The organism is Lentzea albidocapillata (genome assembly GCF_000719115.1).
In the GTDB taxonomy this organism is placed as follows: Bacteria; Actinomycetota; Actinomycetes; order Mycobacteriales; family Pseudonocardiaceae; genus Lentzea; species Lentzea albidocapillata.
Genome location: NZ_JOEA01000001.1, coordinates 77,996 through 93,728 on the forward strand (window position 1 = coordinate 77,996; position 15,733 = coordinate 93,728).

The 15,733-nt window shown below is 69.5% G+C and carries 13 protein-coding genes; 8 read left to right on the plus strand and 5 right to left on the minus strand.

Annotation, left to right across the window (positions count from 1 at the left end):
- Positions 1-101: 101 nt before the first annotated feature.
- Positions 102-2,333, plus strand: a complete 2,232-nt coding sequence (locus IG04_RS0100485) for an ATP-binding protein (protein WP_051768560.1) — start codon at positions 102-104, stop codon at positions 2,331-2,333.
- Here IG04_RS0100485 and IG04_RS0100490 read toward each other — a convergent pair.
- Entirely contained in the window at positions 2,330-3,397 is a 1,068-nt protein-coding gene (locus IG04_RS0100490) for an LCP family protein (protein ID WP_051768561.1), read from the minus strand. The two genes, IG04_RS0100485 and IG04_RS0100490, sit on opposite strands and share 4 nt — an antisense overlap.
- Before the next feature lie 34 nt (positions 3,398-3,431).
- On the opposite strand from IG04_RS0100490, the gene IG04_RS0100495 reads away from it, so the two are divergent.
- The 6 genes from IG04_RS0100495 (at position 3,432) to IG04_RS0100520 (ending at position 9,057) form a co-directional block, all read left to right on the plus strand.
- Positions 3,432-3,851 (plus strand): DUF6542 domain-containing protein, encoded by a 420-nt coding sequence (locus tag IG04_RS0100495; protein ID WP_030474467.1) that lies wholly within the window; start codon positions 3,432-3,434, stop codon positions 3,849-3,851.
- 82 nt (positions 3,852-3,933) lie between these two features.
- Positions 3,934-5,820: a bifunctional polysaccharide deacetylase/glycosyltransferase family 2 protein gene (locus IG04_RS0100500; RefSeq protein ID WP_036013286.1), complete on the plus strand. Its 1,887-nt coding sequence runs from the start codon at positions 3,934-3,936 to the stop codon at positions 5,818-5,820.
- A gap of 11 nt (positions 5,821-5,831) precedes the next feature.
- The gene (locus IG04_RS43620) at positions 5,832-6,398 is read left to right on the plus strand and encodes a TetR/AcrR family transcriptional regulator (RefSeq protein WP_084401757.1); all 567 of its coding nucleotides are present in this window, start codon (positions 5,832-5,834) and stop codon (positions 6,396-6,398) included.
- Between the two features lie 78 nt (positions 6,399-6,476).
- Positions 6,477-7,670, plus strand: coding sequence for a cytochrome P450 (locus IG04_RS0100510; RefSeq protein ID WP_051768566.1), 1,194 nt, complete (start codon positions 6,477-6,479; stop codon positions 7,668-7,670).
- 1 nt (position 7,671) lies between these two features.
- The gene (locus IG04_RS0100515; RefSeq protein ID WP_030474471.1) at positions 7,672-7,866 is read left to right on the plus strand and encodes a ferredoxin; all 195 of its coding nucleotides are present in this window, start codon (positions 7,672-7,674) and stop codon (positions 7,864-7,866) included.
- A 261-nt stretch (positions 7,867-8,127) separates the two neighbouring features.
- A complete protein-coding gene (locus IG04_RS0100520) occupies positions 8,128-9,057 on the plus strand; it encodes an NsdA family TPR-like regulatory protein (RefSeq protein ID WP_144065491.1) in 930 nt (309 codons plus the stop codon).
- Positions 9,058-9,172: 115 nt separating this feature from the next.
- Here IG04_RS0100520 and IG04_RS0100525 read toward each other — a convergent pair whose 3' ends face one another.
- The gene (locus IG04_RS0100525; RefSeq protein ID WP_030474473.1) at positions 9,173-9,610 is read right to left on the minus strand and encodes a hypothetical protein; all 438 of its coding nucleotides are present in this window, start codon (positions 9,608-9,610) and stop codon (positions 9,173-9,175) included.
- 72 nt (positions 9,611-9,682) lie between these two features.
- On the opposite strand from IG04_RS0100525, the gene IG04_RS0100530 reads away from it, so the two are divergent.
- Positions 9,683-12,619 carry an AfsR/SARP family transcriptional regulator gene (locus IG04_RS0100530; protein WP_051768569.1) on the plus strand — a complete coding sequence of 979 codons (2,937 nt, stop codon included), beginning with the start codon at positions 9,683-9,685 and terminating at the stop codon, positions 12,617-12,619.
- Between the two features lie 88 nt (positions 12,620-12,707).
- On the opposite strand, the gene IG04_RS0100535 is transcribed toward IG04_RS0100530, so the two are convergent.
- From IG04_RS0100535 to IG04_RS0100545, 3 genes are read right to left on the minus strand one after another with little or no spacing between them, the layout of a single operon-like run.
- The gene (locus tag IG04_RS0100535) at positions 12,708-12,899 is read right to left on the minus strand and encodes a ferredoxin (RefSeq protein WP_030474475.1); all 192 of its coding nucleotides are present in this window, start codon (positions 12,897-12,899) and stop codon (positions 12,708-12,710) included.
- Positions 12,896-14,104 (minus strand): cytochrome P450, encoded by a 1,209-nt coding sequence (locus IG04_RS0100540; protein ID WP_030474476.1) that lies wholly within the window; start codon positions 14,102-14,104, stop codon positions 12,896-12,898. The genes IG04_RS0100535 and IG04_RS0100540 overlap by 4 nt, the downstream gene beginning before the upstream one ends.
- 31 nt (positions 14,105-14,135) lie before the next feature.
- The gene (locus tag IG04_RS0100545; protein ID WP_245816398.1) at positions 14,136-15,677 is read right to left on the minus strand and encodes an ABC-F family ATP-binding cassette domain-containing protein; all 1,542 of its coding nucleotides are present in this window, start codon (positions 15,675-15,677) and stop codon (positions 14,136-14,138) included.
- Positions 15,678-15,733 lie beyond the last annotated feature (56 nt).

Sequence of the window (15,733 nt, forward strand, 5' to 3'; positions counted from 1 at the left end):
TTCAGCGTTGGTACCTCCGGGGGACCGCATTGCAGCGGGAGATCGAGCAGACCTAGGGTGCCGCTGTGGGCGGTTCGCTTTACCCAGGTCGCAGAGGCAATTTGCCTGCTGACACAACTACTTTCGTCGGCCGCAAGCACGACGTCGCCGAGGTGAGGAGGCTGCTGTCCGAGTCGCGCCTCGTCACTCTGACGGGCGTCGGTGGCGTCGGCAAGACGCGACTGGCGTTGCGTGCTGCCGCCGAGACGAGCAGGGCGTTCCGCGACGGGGTGTGGTTCGTCGAACTGGGCGGTGTCACCGACCCGGAACTGGTGGTGCACACGGTTCTGGGACAACTGGGCGTCCGCGACGACACCGTCCGCATGCATCGCACCGTCCTGGTGGAACACCTGCGCGACCGGCAGATGCTGATTGTCCTGGACAACTGCGAGCACGTCATCGGGGCGGCCGCCGACCTCGTGGACGCGCTGCTGCGCGGGGTCCCCGGCCTGCGCGTGCTCGCCACCAGCCGCGAACGCCTGGGCGTCGACGGCGAACACCTGTGGCAGGTCGCGCCTCTGCCGCAGGACCCGGCGGTGGCGTTGTTCGCCGAACGGGCCGTGGCCGTCGACCCCGGCTTCGTCCTCGACGCGCGCAACCACGAGCAGGTCAGCCAGATCTGCGCGCTGCTGGGTGGAATCCCGCTGGCCATCGAACTGGCGGCCGTGCGCCTGCGCGTGCTCGGTCTTGACCACTTGTCGTCCAGATTGGACAACACCTTCCGGGTGCTCGCGGACGGCAAGCGCGGCGGCGACCCCCGCCACCAGACGCTGCACGCCGCGGTGGACTGGAGCTTTCACCTGTGCACGCGGTCCGAGCAGATCCTGTGGGCACGGGCGTCGGTGTTCTCCGGCACGTTCGACCTGGAGGCCGCGGAACGCGTCTGCTCCGGTGACAGCGTCCCGATCGAGGAGATCATGCGCTCGCTGATGGGCCTGGTCGACAAGTCCGTCGTGGTGGCCGAGCAGCACCCGTCCGGCACCCGCTTCCGGCTGCTGGAGCCGTTGCGCCAGTACGGCCTGGGGAAGCTGCGCGACGCCGGCCGTGAACAGGTGATGCGCGAACGGCACCGCGACCACTTCATCGAGTGGGCCGAGCGCCGCGAACAGGAGTGGTTCGGGCCGGCCCAGCCGCAGATCTTCGCGCTCACCCGTCTGGAGCAGGGGAATCTGCGGTCCGCCCTGGACTTCGGCTTCGACCACGGCGGCGACCACTGCGTGCACCTGGCGAGCACGCTGTGGTTCTACTGGGCGGGCTGCGGCATGCTCGGGGAGGGCCGCCACTGGCTCGACCGCGCCGTGGCGAGCGCGAAACCGGGCCCGCTGCGGGCCAAAGCGCTGTGGGTCAACGGCTACGTCTCGACGTTGCAGGGCGACCTGCCCGCGTCGGTGCGGATGCTGGACGAGTGCCGTGAGTACGCCGTCGAGTCCGGCGACGGGTCCGCGCTCGCCTACGCGACTCACCGCATCGCCTGCACGCACCTGGTCAGCGACGACCTCGACCTCGCGGAAAGCGGGTTCCAGGAGGCCATGCGCCTGTACCGGAGCCAGGGCACGGTCAACAGCCACACCATGCTCGCCGGCATCGAGCTCGCGATCTCGGCGACGTTCCGGCGTGACTTCGCGTCCGCCGAACGGCTCTGCGTCGAGGCCAAGGCCATCGGCGAGGAGCACGGCGAACTGTGGGCGCAGGCCTACGCGACCTGGGTGCTGGCGTTGTGCGCGTGGGTCAGCGGCGACCTGGCCCGCGCCGACGTGCTCGGCCGCGAGTGCCTGCGGATCAAGCGCTCGTTCCACGACCTGCTGGGCATCGTGCTCGCGATCGAACTGCTGGCCTGGATCTCCGCCTCGCAGGGCAACGCGGTGCGCGCGGCCACGTTGCTGGGCGCCACCAACGAGATCTGGCAGTCGGTGGGCTATCCCATGTTCGGGTCGCGCTACTTCGGCACGCCGCACGGCGAATGCGAGTCCGCGACGGTCTCCACGCTCGGCGAGCAGGAGTTCCGGGCGGTGTTCCGCAAGGGCATGGACCTCGAACTGGACGACGCCATCGCGTTCGCGATCGGCGAGGAACAGGCGCAGGTCCCGGTGCCGGTCCTGGCCCTCGCCCCGCTGACCCGGCGCGAGCAGCAGGTCGCCGACCTCATCGCCGGTGGTATGTCGAACAAGGAGATCGCGGCCAGGCTGGTGATCGCGCGGCGGACCGCGGAGGGGCACGTGGAGCGGATCCTGCAGAAGCTCGGCTTCAGCTCGCGCGCGCAGATCGCCACCTGGGTCACCGAACGCCGCGTCTAGTCGATGCAGGGAACGCCGTCGCCGGGCGGCGGTGGGGGCGGGGCCGTGGCCAGTTCGGTCACCTTCGCCCTCACCTTGGCCTGGTCCACCCTGTTCACGTCGAGCCCGCCCAGGTGTGCGCCACCCTCGGTCGGCAGCGTGTCGAACCGCACCTCGGAGGGGATGTCGCGGGCGAACTCGATCAGGTCGAACCGCGCGTCCAGCACGACATCCTGCTTGGCCATGTCGATCATCGCCTGCACCGCGCCCACGTCCGCGCCCTTGAGCCGCTTGGTCACGGCGGACAGGAACGCCTGCTGCCGCCTGGTGCGGCCGAGGTCACCGTCGGGCAGGCCGTGCCGCTGCCGCACGAACGACAGCGCCTGGCCCGCGTCGAGGTGCTGCGGCCCGGCCGGGAAGTCCGCGCCGGACAACGGGTCCTTCGTCGCGTTGCGCAGGCACACGTCCACGCCACCGAGCCCCTCGGCGATGTGGAAGAACCCGATCAGCGAGATCTCCACGAGGTGGTCGATCGGCTGGCTCAGGAACGACGACACCGTCTGCACCTGTGCCCTGCGCCCGGCCTCCCGCCCGGCGCGTTCCAGTTCCCGCCTGTCGTGCGTGCCGGCCGCGCGCAGCCGGTCCTCCTCGACGATCTTGGCCCGCCCGTAGGCCTCCTTGATCTTGCCCTCGCCGCCCGACGACAGCGCGACGAGGTTGTCCCTGGGCACGGACATCGCCACGGCCGGTCCGGAAACCGGGATGTGCAACAGGATCAGCGTGTTCGCGTTGTAGCCGCCGCGGTCGCTCTCGCCCGCCTGCATGCGCCGCAGCACGTCGTCCGGGAGTGGTTCGCCGTGCAGGTCCAGCCTGGTCGTCAGGCCCATGATCAGGATGTTGCGGCCGGACTCCGAGCGCGGTGCGTCGTCGGAGATCGCGTAGGACCTCTCGACCCCCGTCGAGAGGGTGGACACGGTGGTCCAGGCGAACGCGGAGGCGGCGAGGACGACCACGCTCAGAGCCGTCCACGCGATGCGCGTGAGGACGAGGAAGACCGCGCGGTGATAGCCGCCACGTGATTGCATGAACAGAACACCCCCTGAACTATTCTAGGTGGTCATGGGGGTTCAACTGCCCACTCTCGCCGCGCTCGCGATGCTGGCGGTGTTCGCGCAGACGGGGGTCTGGGTGGACGGGGGCGACTTCGGCTGGGCGTTCGGCGGGTGGCTCGTGGGCGGCACGCTCGTGGTCTCGGCACTGGTTCGCCGGGTGGGGTTGTGGACGGTGGCACCGGCGCCACCTCTCGTGTTCGTCGTCGTCGCGGTGGGCGACGCGGCCTGGGAACGGCAGTCGAAGAGGTACGCGCCGTGGGGGAGCAGCAAGGAGTTCGCCGCTGACGCGGTCCCGTTGCTGGTGAACGGGTTTCCGTGGATGGCGGCGGCGGTCGGCGCGGCACTGGTGGTCGCGGTCGTCCGCATCATCACTGGGGGGAAGAGAAAATGCAGGTCTTCGTCGACAGAACCGGCGGTAGACGGGTAACGGCGAGGCTGGTCAGCTGGACCGTCGCGAGTGGACTGATCGTGTTCGCGGCCGTGGTGGGCGGCACGCTGCTGGGAGCGTGGTGACGCGCACGCCGCGGTTGCACTGGATCTCCATCCTGCTCGGGCTGCTCGTGCTGATGTGCGTGGTGTCGTTCCACGCCTACGCGTCGATCAGGCCCGAGCCCGTCCCGGTCGCGGGCGGGCACCGGGAACTGCCGGACGGCACGCTCGCGCTGGCGTTCCACGGCGGCCCGGACCCGAAGTGGACGCCGCGGACCCTGGAGAGACTGGACGCCGCGGGCATCAAGGCGACCTTCTTCGTCACCGGCGCCCAGGTCACCCGGCATCCTGACGTCGCGCGCCGGATCGTCGCCGAGGGGCACCGGATCGGCATCGACGGGTTCCGCGCCGAAGGCGACCACACCGACCCGTTGAACCTCGCCTTCGCGCAGGCCGCGCTCGCCGACGCGCTGGGCGTCCACACGCGACTGGTGGGCGCTCCGGCCGAGGTCGACAGCGGCGACCGCGAGTACCAGGACATCGGCACGCTGGTGCGGATGTCGTTGCGGGAGCGGGGAGGCGTCGTCCGGCTGCACGACGACGGCAGCATCGGCGGCGACATCGCCCGGGAACTCGCGAGGCAGCCCGGCTACCGGTTCGTGCTCGTCGACGACGGACCGCCGGTCGAGGCCTCCGTGCGCGAACGGTTCACCGGCGCGGTCACCACGTGGTCCCAGCGCAACGGCGGTGTCGTGCTCGTGCTGTTCGGCACGGCCATCGCGATCGCCGCCCTGCTCGGCCTGCTGCGCACCCTGATGCAGCTGGGCCTCGCGCACACCGACCGCCGGCTGCGGCGGGAGAGCGAGCCGCCGCCGTGGTTCGCGCCGCCGGTCTCGGTGGTCGTCCCCGCGTACAACGAGGCGCTCAACATCGCCGCCACGGTCAGGTCCATCGCCGGGAACAACCACGTCGCCGACGTCGAGGTGATCGTCGTCGACGACGGCTCGACCGACGGCACCGCGGATGTCGCCAAAGAGCTGGACCTGCCCGGCGTCACCGTGATCAGGCAGACCAACCAGGGCAAGCCGGCGGCGTTGAACGCGGGCGTCCGCGAGGCGGCGCACGACGTGCTGGTGCTCGTGGACGGCGACACGATCTTCGAGCCGGACACGATCGGCCAGCTCGTGCAACCGTTCGCGGACAACGGGGTCGGCGCGGTCTCCGGCAACGCCAAGGTCGGCAACCGGCAGGGCCTGCTCGGGCGCTGGCAGCACCTGGAGTACTGCGCGGGCTCCAACCTGGACCGGCAGATCCTGCACGCGCTGCGCTGCATCCCGACGGTGCCGGGCGCGGTCGGGGCGTTCCGCAGGGCCGCGCTCACCGACGTCGGCGGCGTCAGCGACGACACGCTGGCCGAGGACACCGACCTCACGATGGCCGTCACGCGCGCGGGCTGGCGGGTCGCCTACCGTCCGGAGGCCAGGGCGTGGACGGAGGCACCGGCCAGCCTCCACGGCCTGTTCCGGCAGCGTTACCGCTGGTCGTACGGCACTTTTCAGGCGATGTGGAAGCACCGTGGCGCGTTGGTGGAGAACGGGCCGATGGGCCGGTTCGGACTCCTCTACCTCTTGGCGTTCCACCTGCTGCTGCCGCTGCTCGCGCCGGTGATGGACCTCTTCGTGCTGTACGGGTTCCTCGTCGCGGACGCACCGCTCGGGCTGATCGTGTGGGCGGTGTTCCTGCTGATCCAGACGGCGAGTGCGGGGTACGCGCTGCGGCTCGACGGCGAGTCGCTCCGGCCGTTGTGGGCCTATCCGTTGCAGCAGCTGGTTTATCGGCAGCTGATGTACGTCGTGGTCATCCAGTCGTTGATCACGGCGTTGCACGGCACGCAGTTGCGCTGGATGTCGGTGCGGCGCACGGGTCGGCTCACGGACGCGCCCGGCGGTACGGTGCACGTCACCTGAGCCTGGGAGACATGTTGGGTCGCACGCCTTTGGACGCGCCGGAGCGTCAGCAGGAGGTCTTCGCCGCCGTGCTCGGTGTGCTGGCCGAGGTCGGCTACGCGCGGTTCAACATGGACCTCGTCGCCGGCCGGGCGCGCGCCAGCAAGGCGAGCCTCTACCAGCGCTGGCCGTCCAAGGCGCGGCTGATCACGGACGCGCTGAAGGCGAACCTGCCCGAACTGCCCCAGCCGGACGAGGGCACGTTCGCCGAGGACGTCCGCCAGATCCTGCTGGCGTGGGGCGAGCCGACGCCGTTCGACACCGCCGGCATCTTCCTCGGGTTGCTCGAAGGCAGTCGCCAGGACGCCGACCTCGCGTGCCTGCGCGAGGAGCACGTCGACCGCGCCTACACGGAGCACCTGCGGGTCGCCGTGGACCGGGCGAAGGCGCGCGGTGAACTGCCGGAGCGCCTCGACGCCGACTTTCTCATCACCGCGCTGATCTCGACCTTCGTGCTCAGGTCCGAGGAGCAGGGCGTGATCGAGGGCATCGTCGACGGCCTGTTGAGACCGCTGATCGGGACTTTCAGGGCCAAATAACTCGTCAAAGCGTAGTTTCTTCGCTACGTTCGGTCATGGAATCAAAAGAACAGTTTTGTTCTGTTGAGGGGAACTCCCGTGACTGAAGCTGCTGTCTGCCCGGTCCACCACGAACGCGACCACCCGCTCCAGCCGCCGATCGGTTTCGCCGAGGCCGTCAGCGACGGGCCGGTCAGGATGGTCTGGCCCAACGGTGTCGAGGCCTGGATGGTGTCGAGCTACGCCGGTGTCCGGCAGGTGCTGTCCGACTCGCGGTTCAGCACCCGCAAGGGCGGACAGCCGGAGATGCGCACCGACGACGGCGAGGAGGTGCTCGACCCCGACCAGCCCGGCAACATCAATGGCATCGACGGCGCCGAGCACATGCGGTTGCGTCGTCCTCTCTCGCGCGGCTTCATGGTCAAGCGCATGAACGAACTGCGTCCGCGCATCCAGCAGATCGTCGACGAGCACCTCGACGTGATGGAGGCCAAGGGCGCTCCCGCCGACCTGGTCACCTCGCTGTGCCTGCCGCTGCCGTCGCTGGTGATCGCCGAACTGCTGGGCGTGCCGCCGGAGCATCAGGAGCTGTTCCAGGCCACGGCCGGCGACCTCTTCGGCAAGAACGGCTCGAAGGACGAGTACCTCGCGCACGCGACCAAGCTCGCCGAGGTGCTCACGCCGATCGTCGAGGCGAAACGGGCCGCGGGCACGAACGACGACATGATCGGCCTGATGGCCAACGACACCGACTTCAGCATGGACGAGCTGATCTTCCTCTGCATCGGGCTGCTCGCCGCCGGGCACGAGACCACGTCGAACTTCCTCGGCCTCTTCACGTTGCACCTGTTCGAGAAGCCCGACCAGCTCGAGATCCTGCGGCGCGACCCGAGTCGTGCGGACGTGGTGGTCGAGGAGCTGATGCGGTACACGGTCGGCCAGCTCGGCGGCCCGGGACTCACCCGCAGGGCGACCGAGGACGTCGAGGTCGACGGCGTGCTGATCAGGGCGGGGGACTGGGTGAGCGTGTCGCTCATGGCGAACCTCGACGAGGCGCTCTGCCCGCGGGCCGAGCAGCTGGACCTGGACCGCGACGCCGTGTCGCACCTGGGCTTCGGGTTCGGGCCGCACCAGTGCCTCGGCGCGAACCTGGCCCGTGCGGAGCTGCAGATCGGCCTGCGGACGCTCTTCGAGCGGTTCCCGAACCTGCGCCCCGCCGTGCCCGTCACGGAGATGGCCTACCGCAACGACATGATCACCTACGGCGCCGCCGAGATCCCGGTGGTGTGGTGACATGACGGTCCGGATAGACCAGACGGGGTGCATCGGATCGGGCCAATGCGTGCTCGCCGCACCGGAAGTGTTCGACCAGTCGGACGACGACGGGCTCGGCATCGTGCTGATCGCCGAACCCTCCGCCGACCTGCTGCCGGGAGTTCGTGACGCGGTGGACAGGTGCCCCGCTCAGGTGGTGACGCTGGAAGAGTGACCTGATCGGCCGTTCCGGTGAGGGGTCGTCACGGGAAATGGATTCAGTTCCCGTGCGCTGACACCTCGTTGGCCCTTTCCGTTCACCACGACCGTCCGTAATCGTAGGCGCGACCACCACGGCGTTGTGGCGGTCGCGCCGGCGTGCCCTCCGGGAGAGTCGAAAGGCCCTTCCAGACCAGGCCTGACAGCGGGATGGTGTCGGCGCGGGTGAGTACCGGAGGGCCGACCTATGTTCAACGGCGATGCGTTTCCAGATCGCGTGGACAAGACCGACGTGCGGCATGTCGAAACCCTGACGAGTGCGTTGAGGGCACTCGACCACGAATACGGCGGCGGTTCCTGCCGCGACGCCTGTGTCGCGTTGCTGAACTGGGCGAACCCGCTGATCGACACCAGTTCGTCCGGGCAGGTCCTGCACCGGCTCCAGGTGGCCATCGCGGACCTGCACAACCTGGCCGGCTGGGCGTCGTTCGACATGGGCCTGCTCGAATCGGCGCACCTGCACTTCGGCCGTGCGATGGGTCTCGCGCGGGCCTCGGGCAACAGCGCGTTGGAGGCGAACATCCACTACCGGATGGGCCGCGTGCATCTGCACTACGAGCTGGCCGAGGATGCTTTGTCGTCGTTCCAACGGGGTTTGCCCATCGCGCAGGCCAGCGGGTCCACGTTGGCCGTGTCGATCCTGCACGCCAACGAGGCGTGGGCGTTCGCCAAGATGGGTGCGGAAAGGCAGGCGCTGCGCCAGTTCGCGCGCGCCGAGGACGAGTTCCACCGGTCCGTGGCCGAGGAGGCTCCGCCGTGGGCGCAGTTCTTCGACCTGGCCGACCTGGTGTCGATCGGCGGCATGGTGCACACCGAACTCGCGCGCACGTGCGACGTGACGTACGCGCGGTCGGCGATCCCGATGCTCACCAGTGCGATCTCCTCCGGGGGAGCGGAGGCGTCGCGCAGCCAGTCGTTCCGGCTGGCCGCGCTCGCGATGAACTACCTGGTGCAGAACGAGGCCGAACAGGCACGGGACATCGGGGAACAGGCGATCGCGCTGTCCGGCCCGATCCGCTCGGCGCGCACGCGGGATCGCATGCGGCCGTTGAAGCAGGAGGCGGAACGGTTGCGGGGCAACGAGGCCGCGGACGATCTGGCGTCACGCCTGGGGAAGTTCATGACGACGTCGCGAGGCGCGGCCTGAGCTGGAAGGTGTCACCAGGGCCCGAGGAGAGGTTTGGGCTTCGCGCCCCGGCGACACCGTCTGAAGAGGAGCGGCGCCCCGCTGGGGGGCCAAGACGCCGCTCCAGTCCGGTGCCTCAGCAGCGGATGTCGGTGCGGACCCGGTAGGTCGTCGCGCCGGAGTTCCACTCCACGTAGGCCGAGGTGCAGTCGCTCAACGTGCTGGTGCCGCCCGACCAGAGCTCCTGCTGGCGGTAGCGGCCCTCCCGCAGACCCACACGCCCGTACGGTTCGCGGGCGTCCTTCGAGTTCCACTGCTCGATCAGAACGAGCTCAGGGGTGTACGGAGCACCGCCGTCGTGGACGCTCGACCAGGTGTAGACGTAGGCCCAGTTCTTGCCGCAACCCTTGAACTGCTTCACCGACGCCCACCGCTGCCCGTGGTCACCGACGTAGGCGGTGCTGCCGATCTGGGTGACGGGTCCGCAGCCGGGGGCGCTCTCGGCGACCGCGTTGGTGGCGGTGATCAGGCCGAGAAGCACGGCACCTGCGGCGATCAGTGCTGACCTCTTCATGGGCTGTGAGCATCACGACGGCCGCTGACATTTCGCTGACACCTTGGGTTACCGGCTGGTTAGGATCGGCTCATGCAACGGCGATGGGGGTTCAGGGTTCTCGGATCGTTGCAGGTCATCGACTCGGGCCGGACGGTGGAGCTGCGCTCGGCCAAACAGCGTGTCCTGCTCGCCGCGTTGCTGATGAAGGCAAACGCGCCAGTCTCGTCCTACGAGCTGATGGAACACCTCTGGGGCGAAGAACCGTCAGGTGCGGCGCGCGCGACCCTGCAGACGTACGTCATGCGGTTGAGACAGTCGCTGGACGACCTGGCCGACCGCAAACTCGTCCGCACATGGCCCACCGGCTACTCGATCCACCTCGAGGACGACCAGCTCGACCTGCTGACGTTCCAGCGGCTGCGCGCCGAGGCCCGCCGCGCGCCCGACCTGGAGACCGAGGCCCGCCTGCTCGGTGAGGCAGCGGCGTTGTGGCGCGGCCCCGCCCTGGACCAGGTGTCGTCGCTGCGGATGGAACAGACCGACGTGCAGCGGCTCAACGAGCAGCGCTGGGAGGTGCTGGAACGCCGCAACGACGCCGAGCTGCAGCTGGGCCGGCACGACCAGATCGTCGACGAGCTGCGCTCGCTGGTCGCGGAACACCCGCTGCGCGAACGCTTCTGGTACCAGCTGATGCTCGCCCTGCACCGCACCGGCCAGCAGGCACAGGCGCTGGACGTCTACCGGCGGGCCAGCGACGTGCTCGCCGACGAGCTCGGCATCGACCCGAACGCCGAACTGCGCGCGCTGCACATGGAGGTGCTGGCAGGCTCTTGCGCACCGGTCGCCGTCCAGTCCGGACCGTCGTGGCTGCCGCCCGCGGTCGGCGACTTCGCCGGGCGGTCCGACGAGGTCGTCCGCCTGACGGCCGGGCTGCGCGCCGGCGGGACGTGGACGATCACCGGACCCGGCGGCGTCGGCAAGACCTCGCTGGCCGTGCACTGCGCCCATGCCGTCCGGGACACGTTCCCGGACGGGCAGCTGTACCTGAACCTGCGCGGCGGTGAGCAGAGACCCGTCGAACCCGCCGCGGCGCTGGACCGGTTGCTGCGCGGGCTCGGTGTCTCCGGTGGCGCGATCCCGTCCTCCGTGGAGGACCGGGTCGACCTGTACCGGGACCTGTTGTCGGACCGGCGGATCCTCGTCGTGCTGGACAACGCCGTGAACGAGGCCCAGGTGCGGCCGTTGCTGCCGGGAACCACCTCGGGTGCGGCACTGGTGACCTCAAGGGCGGCGCTGGCCGGTCTGGAGGCCGCGCACGTCGTGCCGTTGGACGTGCTGCCGTCCACCGATGCGCTGGCGTTGCTGCGGGCCGCTGTCGGCGAGGCTCGCTGCGCGGCCGAGCCCGTTGCGGCGCAGGAGATCGTGAACTACTGCGGCAAGCTGCCACTGGCGTTGCGGGTGGCGGCGGCCCGGCTGGTGGCGCGCCCGCACTGGCAGCTCGCGAAACTCGCCGGCCGGTTGTCCGACGAACGCCGCCGGTTCGACGAGTTGTCGCTGGGTGATCTCGACGTGCGGGCTTCGCTCGCGCTGTCCTACGACGGCCTGGGTGAGTCGCACCGGACCGCGTTCCGCCTGCTGTCGCTGGTCGACACACCGGACTTCCCCGCCTGGGTGGCGTCCCCGTTGCTGGGGCTGGACCTGGACGACGCGGAGGACCACGTCGAGGCGCTGGTCGACGCCCGGCTGGTCGACTACGCGGGCCGCGATGCGCTGGGGCAGGTGCGTTATCGGCTGCACGACCTGTTGCGCGCCTTCGGCCGTGAGGCTGCCTCCGAAGACCCGGCTGTTGCTCTGAAGGCGTTGTTCGAGCAGTGGCTCGACCTGGCGATGCGGGCCGACGTGGAGCTGCCGCACCAGGGCGTCCGGCTGGAACCCCTTGCGCTGGAACGGTTCGACCTCGGGGACGCGGCCGACTGGTTCGACGCGGAGTGGCTGAACATCCACGCCGTGATCACCCAGGCCGCGGCGCTGGGTCTCGGGTCGCTGGCCGCCGAACTGGCGATCCGCTCGGCCGCGTTCTGCGACCTGCGGGCCCGGTTCGACGACTGGGAACACATCAACGCGCTGGGGCTCTCCTGCGCGCCTGCCGCGCGCCGGCCGATGTTGTTCCAGCAGCGGGGAATCCTGCGGGCGCGGTTGCACGACTACGGTGCCGCGTCCGCGGACTTCCAGGCCGCGCAGGAAGGGTTCGCCGCCGCCGGTGACGTGTGGGGCGAGGCCTACGCCTGGTACGGCATGGGGTGGATGCACGAGTGGAGCGGGCGGTCCGCGGAGGCCCGTGAAGCGCATCGCGAGGCCATGACCCGGTTCGTCGCCTCCAGCAATCCGCACGGTGAGATCGAAGTGCTGTGTTCGCTGGGCGCCATCGAGCGCCGGGCCGGCGGGCTCGCCGCCGCGCAGGAGTACCTGGAACGGGCGCGGCGGGTCGCCGGGCAGCTGGGGGACGAGCAGAGCGAGCTGATGGCGACCCTCGAACTGGGGCGGCTGCACCAGTTCACGGGCGAACTGGCCGAGTCCGCCGCCTTCCTGCGGGCCTCGCTGGCCGCCGCGCAGAAGCTCGGCGATCCGGACCTGGCTGCCAACATCCGGTTGTTCCTGGCGGACACGCTGGTGCGGTCCGGGCAGGACTCCCTGGCCGAGGAGCAGTTGCGGCAGGCCTGGGAGTTCTTCGAGGAACACGACGACCGGCAGGGCCGCATCTGGGTGTGGCGCCTGAGGTCCGGGCTGGCCTCGTCGCCGGAGGAGGCGTTGCGGTTGGCCTCCCTGGCCATGGAACAGGCCCGGAAGATGGGATCACCGCCGGAGTTCGGGCGGTCGTTGAGGGTGCTGGGCAACGCCCTGGAGCGGTCCGGGCGGGGCGAGGAGGCCCGGGAGCACTGGCAGCTGGCCGAGGAGACGCTGACGGCGGCCGGGTTCCAGGCGGAGGTCGACGAGCTCCGTCACGCCACCAGCCCCGGTTCTGGCTGAGGACCGTTGCCGCGCTCGACCTGGTGCGGGCGTTGGTGCCAGGCGACGGGCACGGGTGTCGCCTGGCGGCTCATCAACGCGTGGCGGATCAGCTGATCGTGATCGCGCCCGCCGGGCAGAGGTTCGCCGCTTCCTTCGCGGTGGCCTCGTGCGCGGCGTCCGGGTGTTCTTCGAGGAGTACGACCGTGCCGTCCTCGTCGTTCTGGTCGAACAGGTCCGGGTCTGTCAGCACGCACATTCCCGAACCGCAGCACTTCGTCTGGTCGACGGAAATCTTCATGCCGACCACGCTACTGGCAGCGAGTGGACCCCGTAGATTCCCATGTCGGTGCGCAGCGGCACCTCCTCGGGGTCGACGTCGAGGCGCAGGTCCGGGAACTCCTGGAACAGCTTGGAGAAACCGATCCTCATCTCGATGCGGGCCAGCTGCTGGCCCAGGCACTGGTGGATGCCGTGCCCGAACGCCACGTGGCCACTGGCCGGGCGGCGCAGGTCCAGTTCCTCGGGGTTGCCGGGGAACTTCTCCGGGTCGCGGTTGGCCGTCGGCACGTGCATCAGCACGGTGTCGCCGGCCCTGATGAGGTGGCCCTCGATCTCCACGTCCTCGGTGGCGGTGCGCACCGGTCCGAAGTGGATGATCGACAGGTACCGCATCAGCTCCTCGACGGCGTTGTCGACGACCTCCGGCTCGTCGCGCAGGATCTTGAGCTGGTCCGGGTGCTGCAGCAGCGTGAACGTGCCGATGCCCAGCATGTTCGCCGTGGTCTCGTGGCCCGCCAGCAGGAGCAGCAGCGCCATGTTCGACGCTTCCTCGTCGGTCGGTTCCCCGGTGGCGAGCAGGTCGCTGATCATGTCGTCGCCCGGGTTCGCCTTCTTGCGGACGATCAGCTCGCGCATGAACTCCTGGATACGCGCCATGGCGTCCATGGCCTCTTTGAACGTCGACTCCAGGTTCAGCAGCTTCGCTGTGTCCTCCTGGAACCTGTGCCGCTCGTCGTAGTCGACGCCGAGGATCGCGCAGATCACCAGTGACGGCACCGGAAGCGCGAACTCCTTCACGAGGTCGGCCTTGCCGTCGAACGACCGCAGGTGCTTGAGCTGGTCGTCGACGATCGTGCCGATCCACTCGGACAGCTGGTTCATCCGCCGGACCGTGAACTGGCCCTGCAGCATCTTGCGCAGCCGGGTGTGGTCCGGTGGGTCCTGGCTCAGGAACATGCCCGGTTCGACCTTGCGCTTCTCCGCCGGCGCCTCCCCCTGGAACCTGACGTCCAGCATGTGGTGCTTGCCGGGGTCGTTCGTGAACTTCGGACTTCCCAGGATCTCGCGGACCTGGTGGTGGCCGGTGACGAGCCAGCCGAGGTGTCCGTCGGCGAACTTCAGCCTGCTGATGCGGGCCTGCTCGCGGATCCGGGTCACCTCGGCGGGCGGGTCGAACGGGTTCTGGCGCGTGGTGGGCAGTTCATCGGAGATCAGTTCGGTCATCTCGCACACCTCCCAGTGCTCGGCAGAGGACCTATTTCGAAGCTACAGAAGTTTCATGACTTCGTGAAGGTGAATTGAGGGTCACGGACCGCCACGAGCCGAAATCTGTCCGCATCTGCCGGTCGTGGGTCGCGACGGCCACGGCGGCCGTGGTGTGGTCGAGGGCCTCGGTCAGTTCGTCGACCAGGGCGATCGACAGGTGGTTGGTCGGTTCGTCGAGCAGCAGGACGTGGGGCGAGCCGCTCAGCAGGATCGCCAGCTCTAGGCGCCTGCGTTGTCCAGTGGACAGGCGGCCGACCGGGCGCGCCAGGTCTTTTCCGCTGAGCAGACCGATGTCCTCCACCCGCGAACAGAGCTGGACCGCCGTGGCGTCCTCGTTCTCGAACGCCGACTCCTGGGCCAGCAGGGCGACCCGGCCGACGTGGTGCACCGTGCCGCGGGCAGGCGTGATCCGGCCGGCGAGCACGTTCAGCAACGTCGACTTGCCCGCCCCGTTCGGGCCGGTGACCAGCAGCTTCTCGCCCGCGCTGAGTGAGATCGGCTCGGTGAGGTACAACCTTCCGGGTACTTCGAGCGGGGTGGCGTGCAGCAGGTCGCCGCTCGCCTCCAGCTCTGGCGGCGTGAAGCGCAACGGGGGCGGGGGAGCGCCGACGCGCTGGTCGCCGAGCTCTTCGAGCCTGCGGGCGACGTTGCGCATCTTGTTCGCCGCACGCGTCGTGCGCTGGTGCTTGCCCGTGCCCTTCGGAGGACGCCAGCCGTCCCTCAGGCGGGACTGGGCGCGTTCGACCTTCTCGGCCAGTTCGTCGTGCTCGGCCTCTTCCTGGGCGAACCGCTGTTCCCACCGTTGCCGCTCGGCTCGTTTGGCCTCCTTGAACGCCCGGTAGCCGCCGCCGTGCAGGTGCACCTCGCCGTCCGGGGCCGGGTCGAGGTCGAGCAACTGGGTGCAGACCTCGTCCAGCAACGTGCGGTCGTGGCTCACGAGCACCACGACGCCGTGGTGGTGCTGCAGGCGTTCGGTCAGGAAGGCCAGTGCGCCCGCGTCGAGGTGGTTGGTCGGTTCGTCCAGCAGCAGGACGTCGGCTCGTTCGGCGAGCAGGCACGCGAGCCGGACCCGATAGCGTTGCCCCACACTGAGCCGTGCGAGTGGCGTTGCCCGGTCGTGGTCGGCGTCGAGCGCCTTCAACGCGATCTCGGCACGACGCTCGGCGTCCCAGGCCTCGATGTTCTCGGCGTGGGCCAGGGCTTCGGTGTAACGCTGCTCGTCGAACGGCTCCGCCGCACAGTCCAGTTCGGACAGTGCGTCGCGGCTTTCGCGCAGGGCCTCGGACAGCAGGTCCCCCACCGTTTTGCCCTCGTGGAAAGGCATTTCCTGTCGCACGAGGCTCAACGAACCGTGACGGGTGACGGTTCCCTGGTCCGGTGTCAGGTCTTCGGCGAGCAGGCGGAGCAGTGTGGTCTTGCCGCGGCCGTTCTCGCCGATGATGCCGAGGCGCTGGCCGGCGGAGACCGTCAGTGAGATGCCGTCGACGACGGGCCCGGCCTCATAGCCCTTGGTGAGATCTTGGGTCGTCAAATGAACATGCGAACGCACGGGGATCCTCTTCTGGGTACGCGAAATCAGGACGTGTT

Coding starts and splice junctions, on each gene's coding strand:
- IG04_RS0100490 (WP_051768561.1), bottom strand. CDS start 3,397: ATGCAATCACGTGGCGGCTATCACCGCGCGGTCTTCCTCGTCCTCACG.
- IG04_RS0100495 (WP_030474467.1), top strand. CDS start 3,432: ATGGGGGTTCAACTGCCCACTCTCGCCGCGCTCGCGATGCTGGCGGTG.
- IG04_RS43620 (WP_084401757.1), top strand. CDS start 5,832: ATGTTGGGTCGCACGCCTTTGGACGCGCCGGAGCGTCAGCAGGAGGTC.
- IG04_RS0100515 (WP_030474471.1), top strand. CDS start 7,672: ATGACGGTCCGGATAGACCAGACGGGGTGCATCGGATCGGGCCAATGC.
- IG04_RS0100525 (WP_030474473.1), bottom strand. CDS start 9,610: ATGAAGAGGTCAGCACTGATCGCCGCAGGTGCCGTGCTTCTCGGCCTG.
- IG04_RS0100530 (WP_051768569.1), top strand. CDS start 9,683: ATGCAACGGCGATGGGGGTTCAGGGTTCTCGGATCGTTGCAGGTCATC.
- IG04_RS0100535 (WP_030474475.1), bottom strand. CDS start 12,899: ATGAAGATTTCCGTCGACCAGACGAAGTGCTGCGGTTCGGGAATGTGC.
- IG04_RS0100540 (WP_030474476.1), bottom strand. CDS start 14,104: ATGACCGAACTGATCTCCGATGAACTGCCCACCACGCGCCAGAACCCG.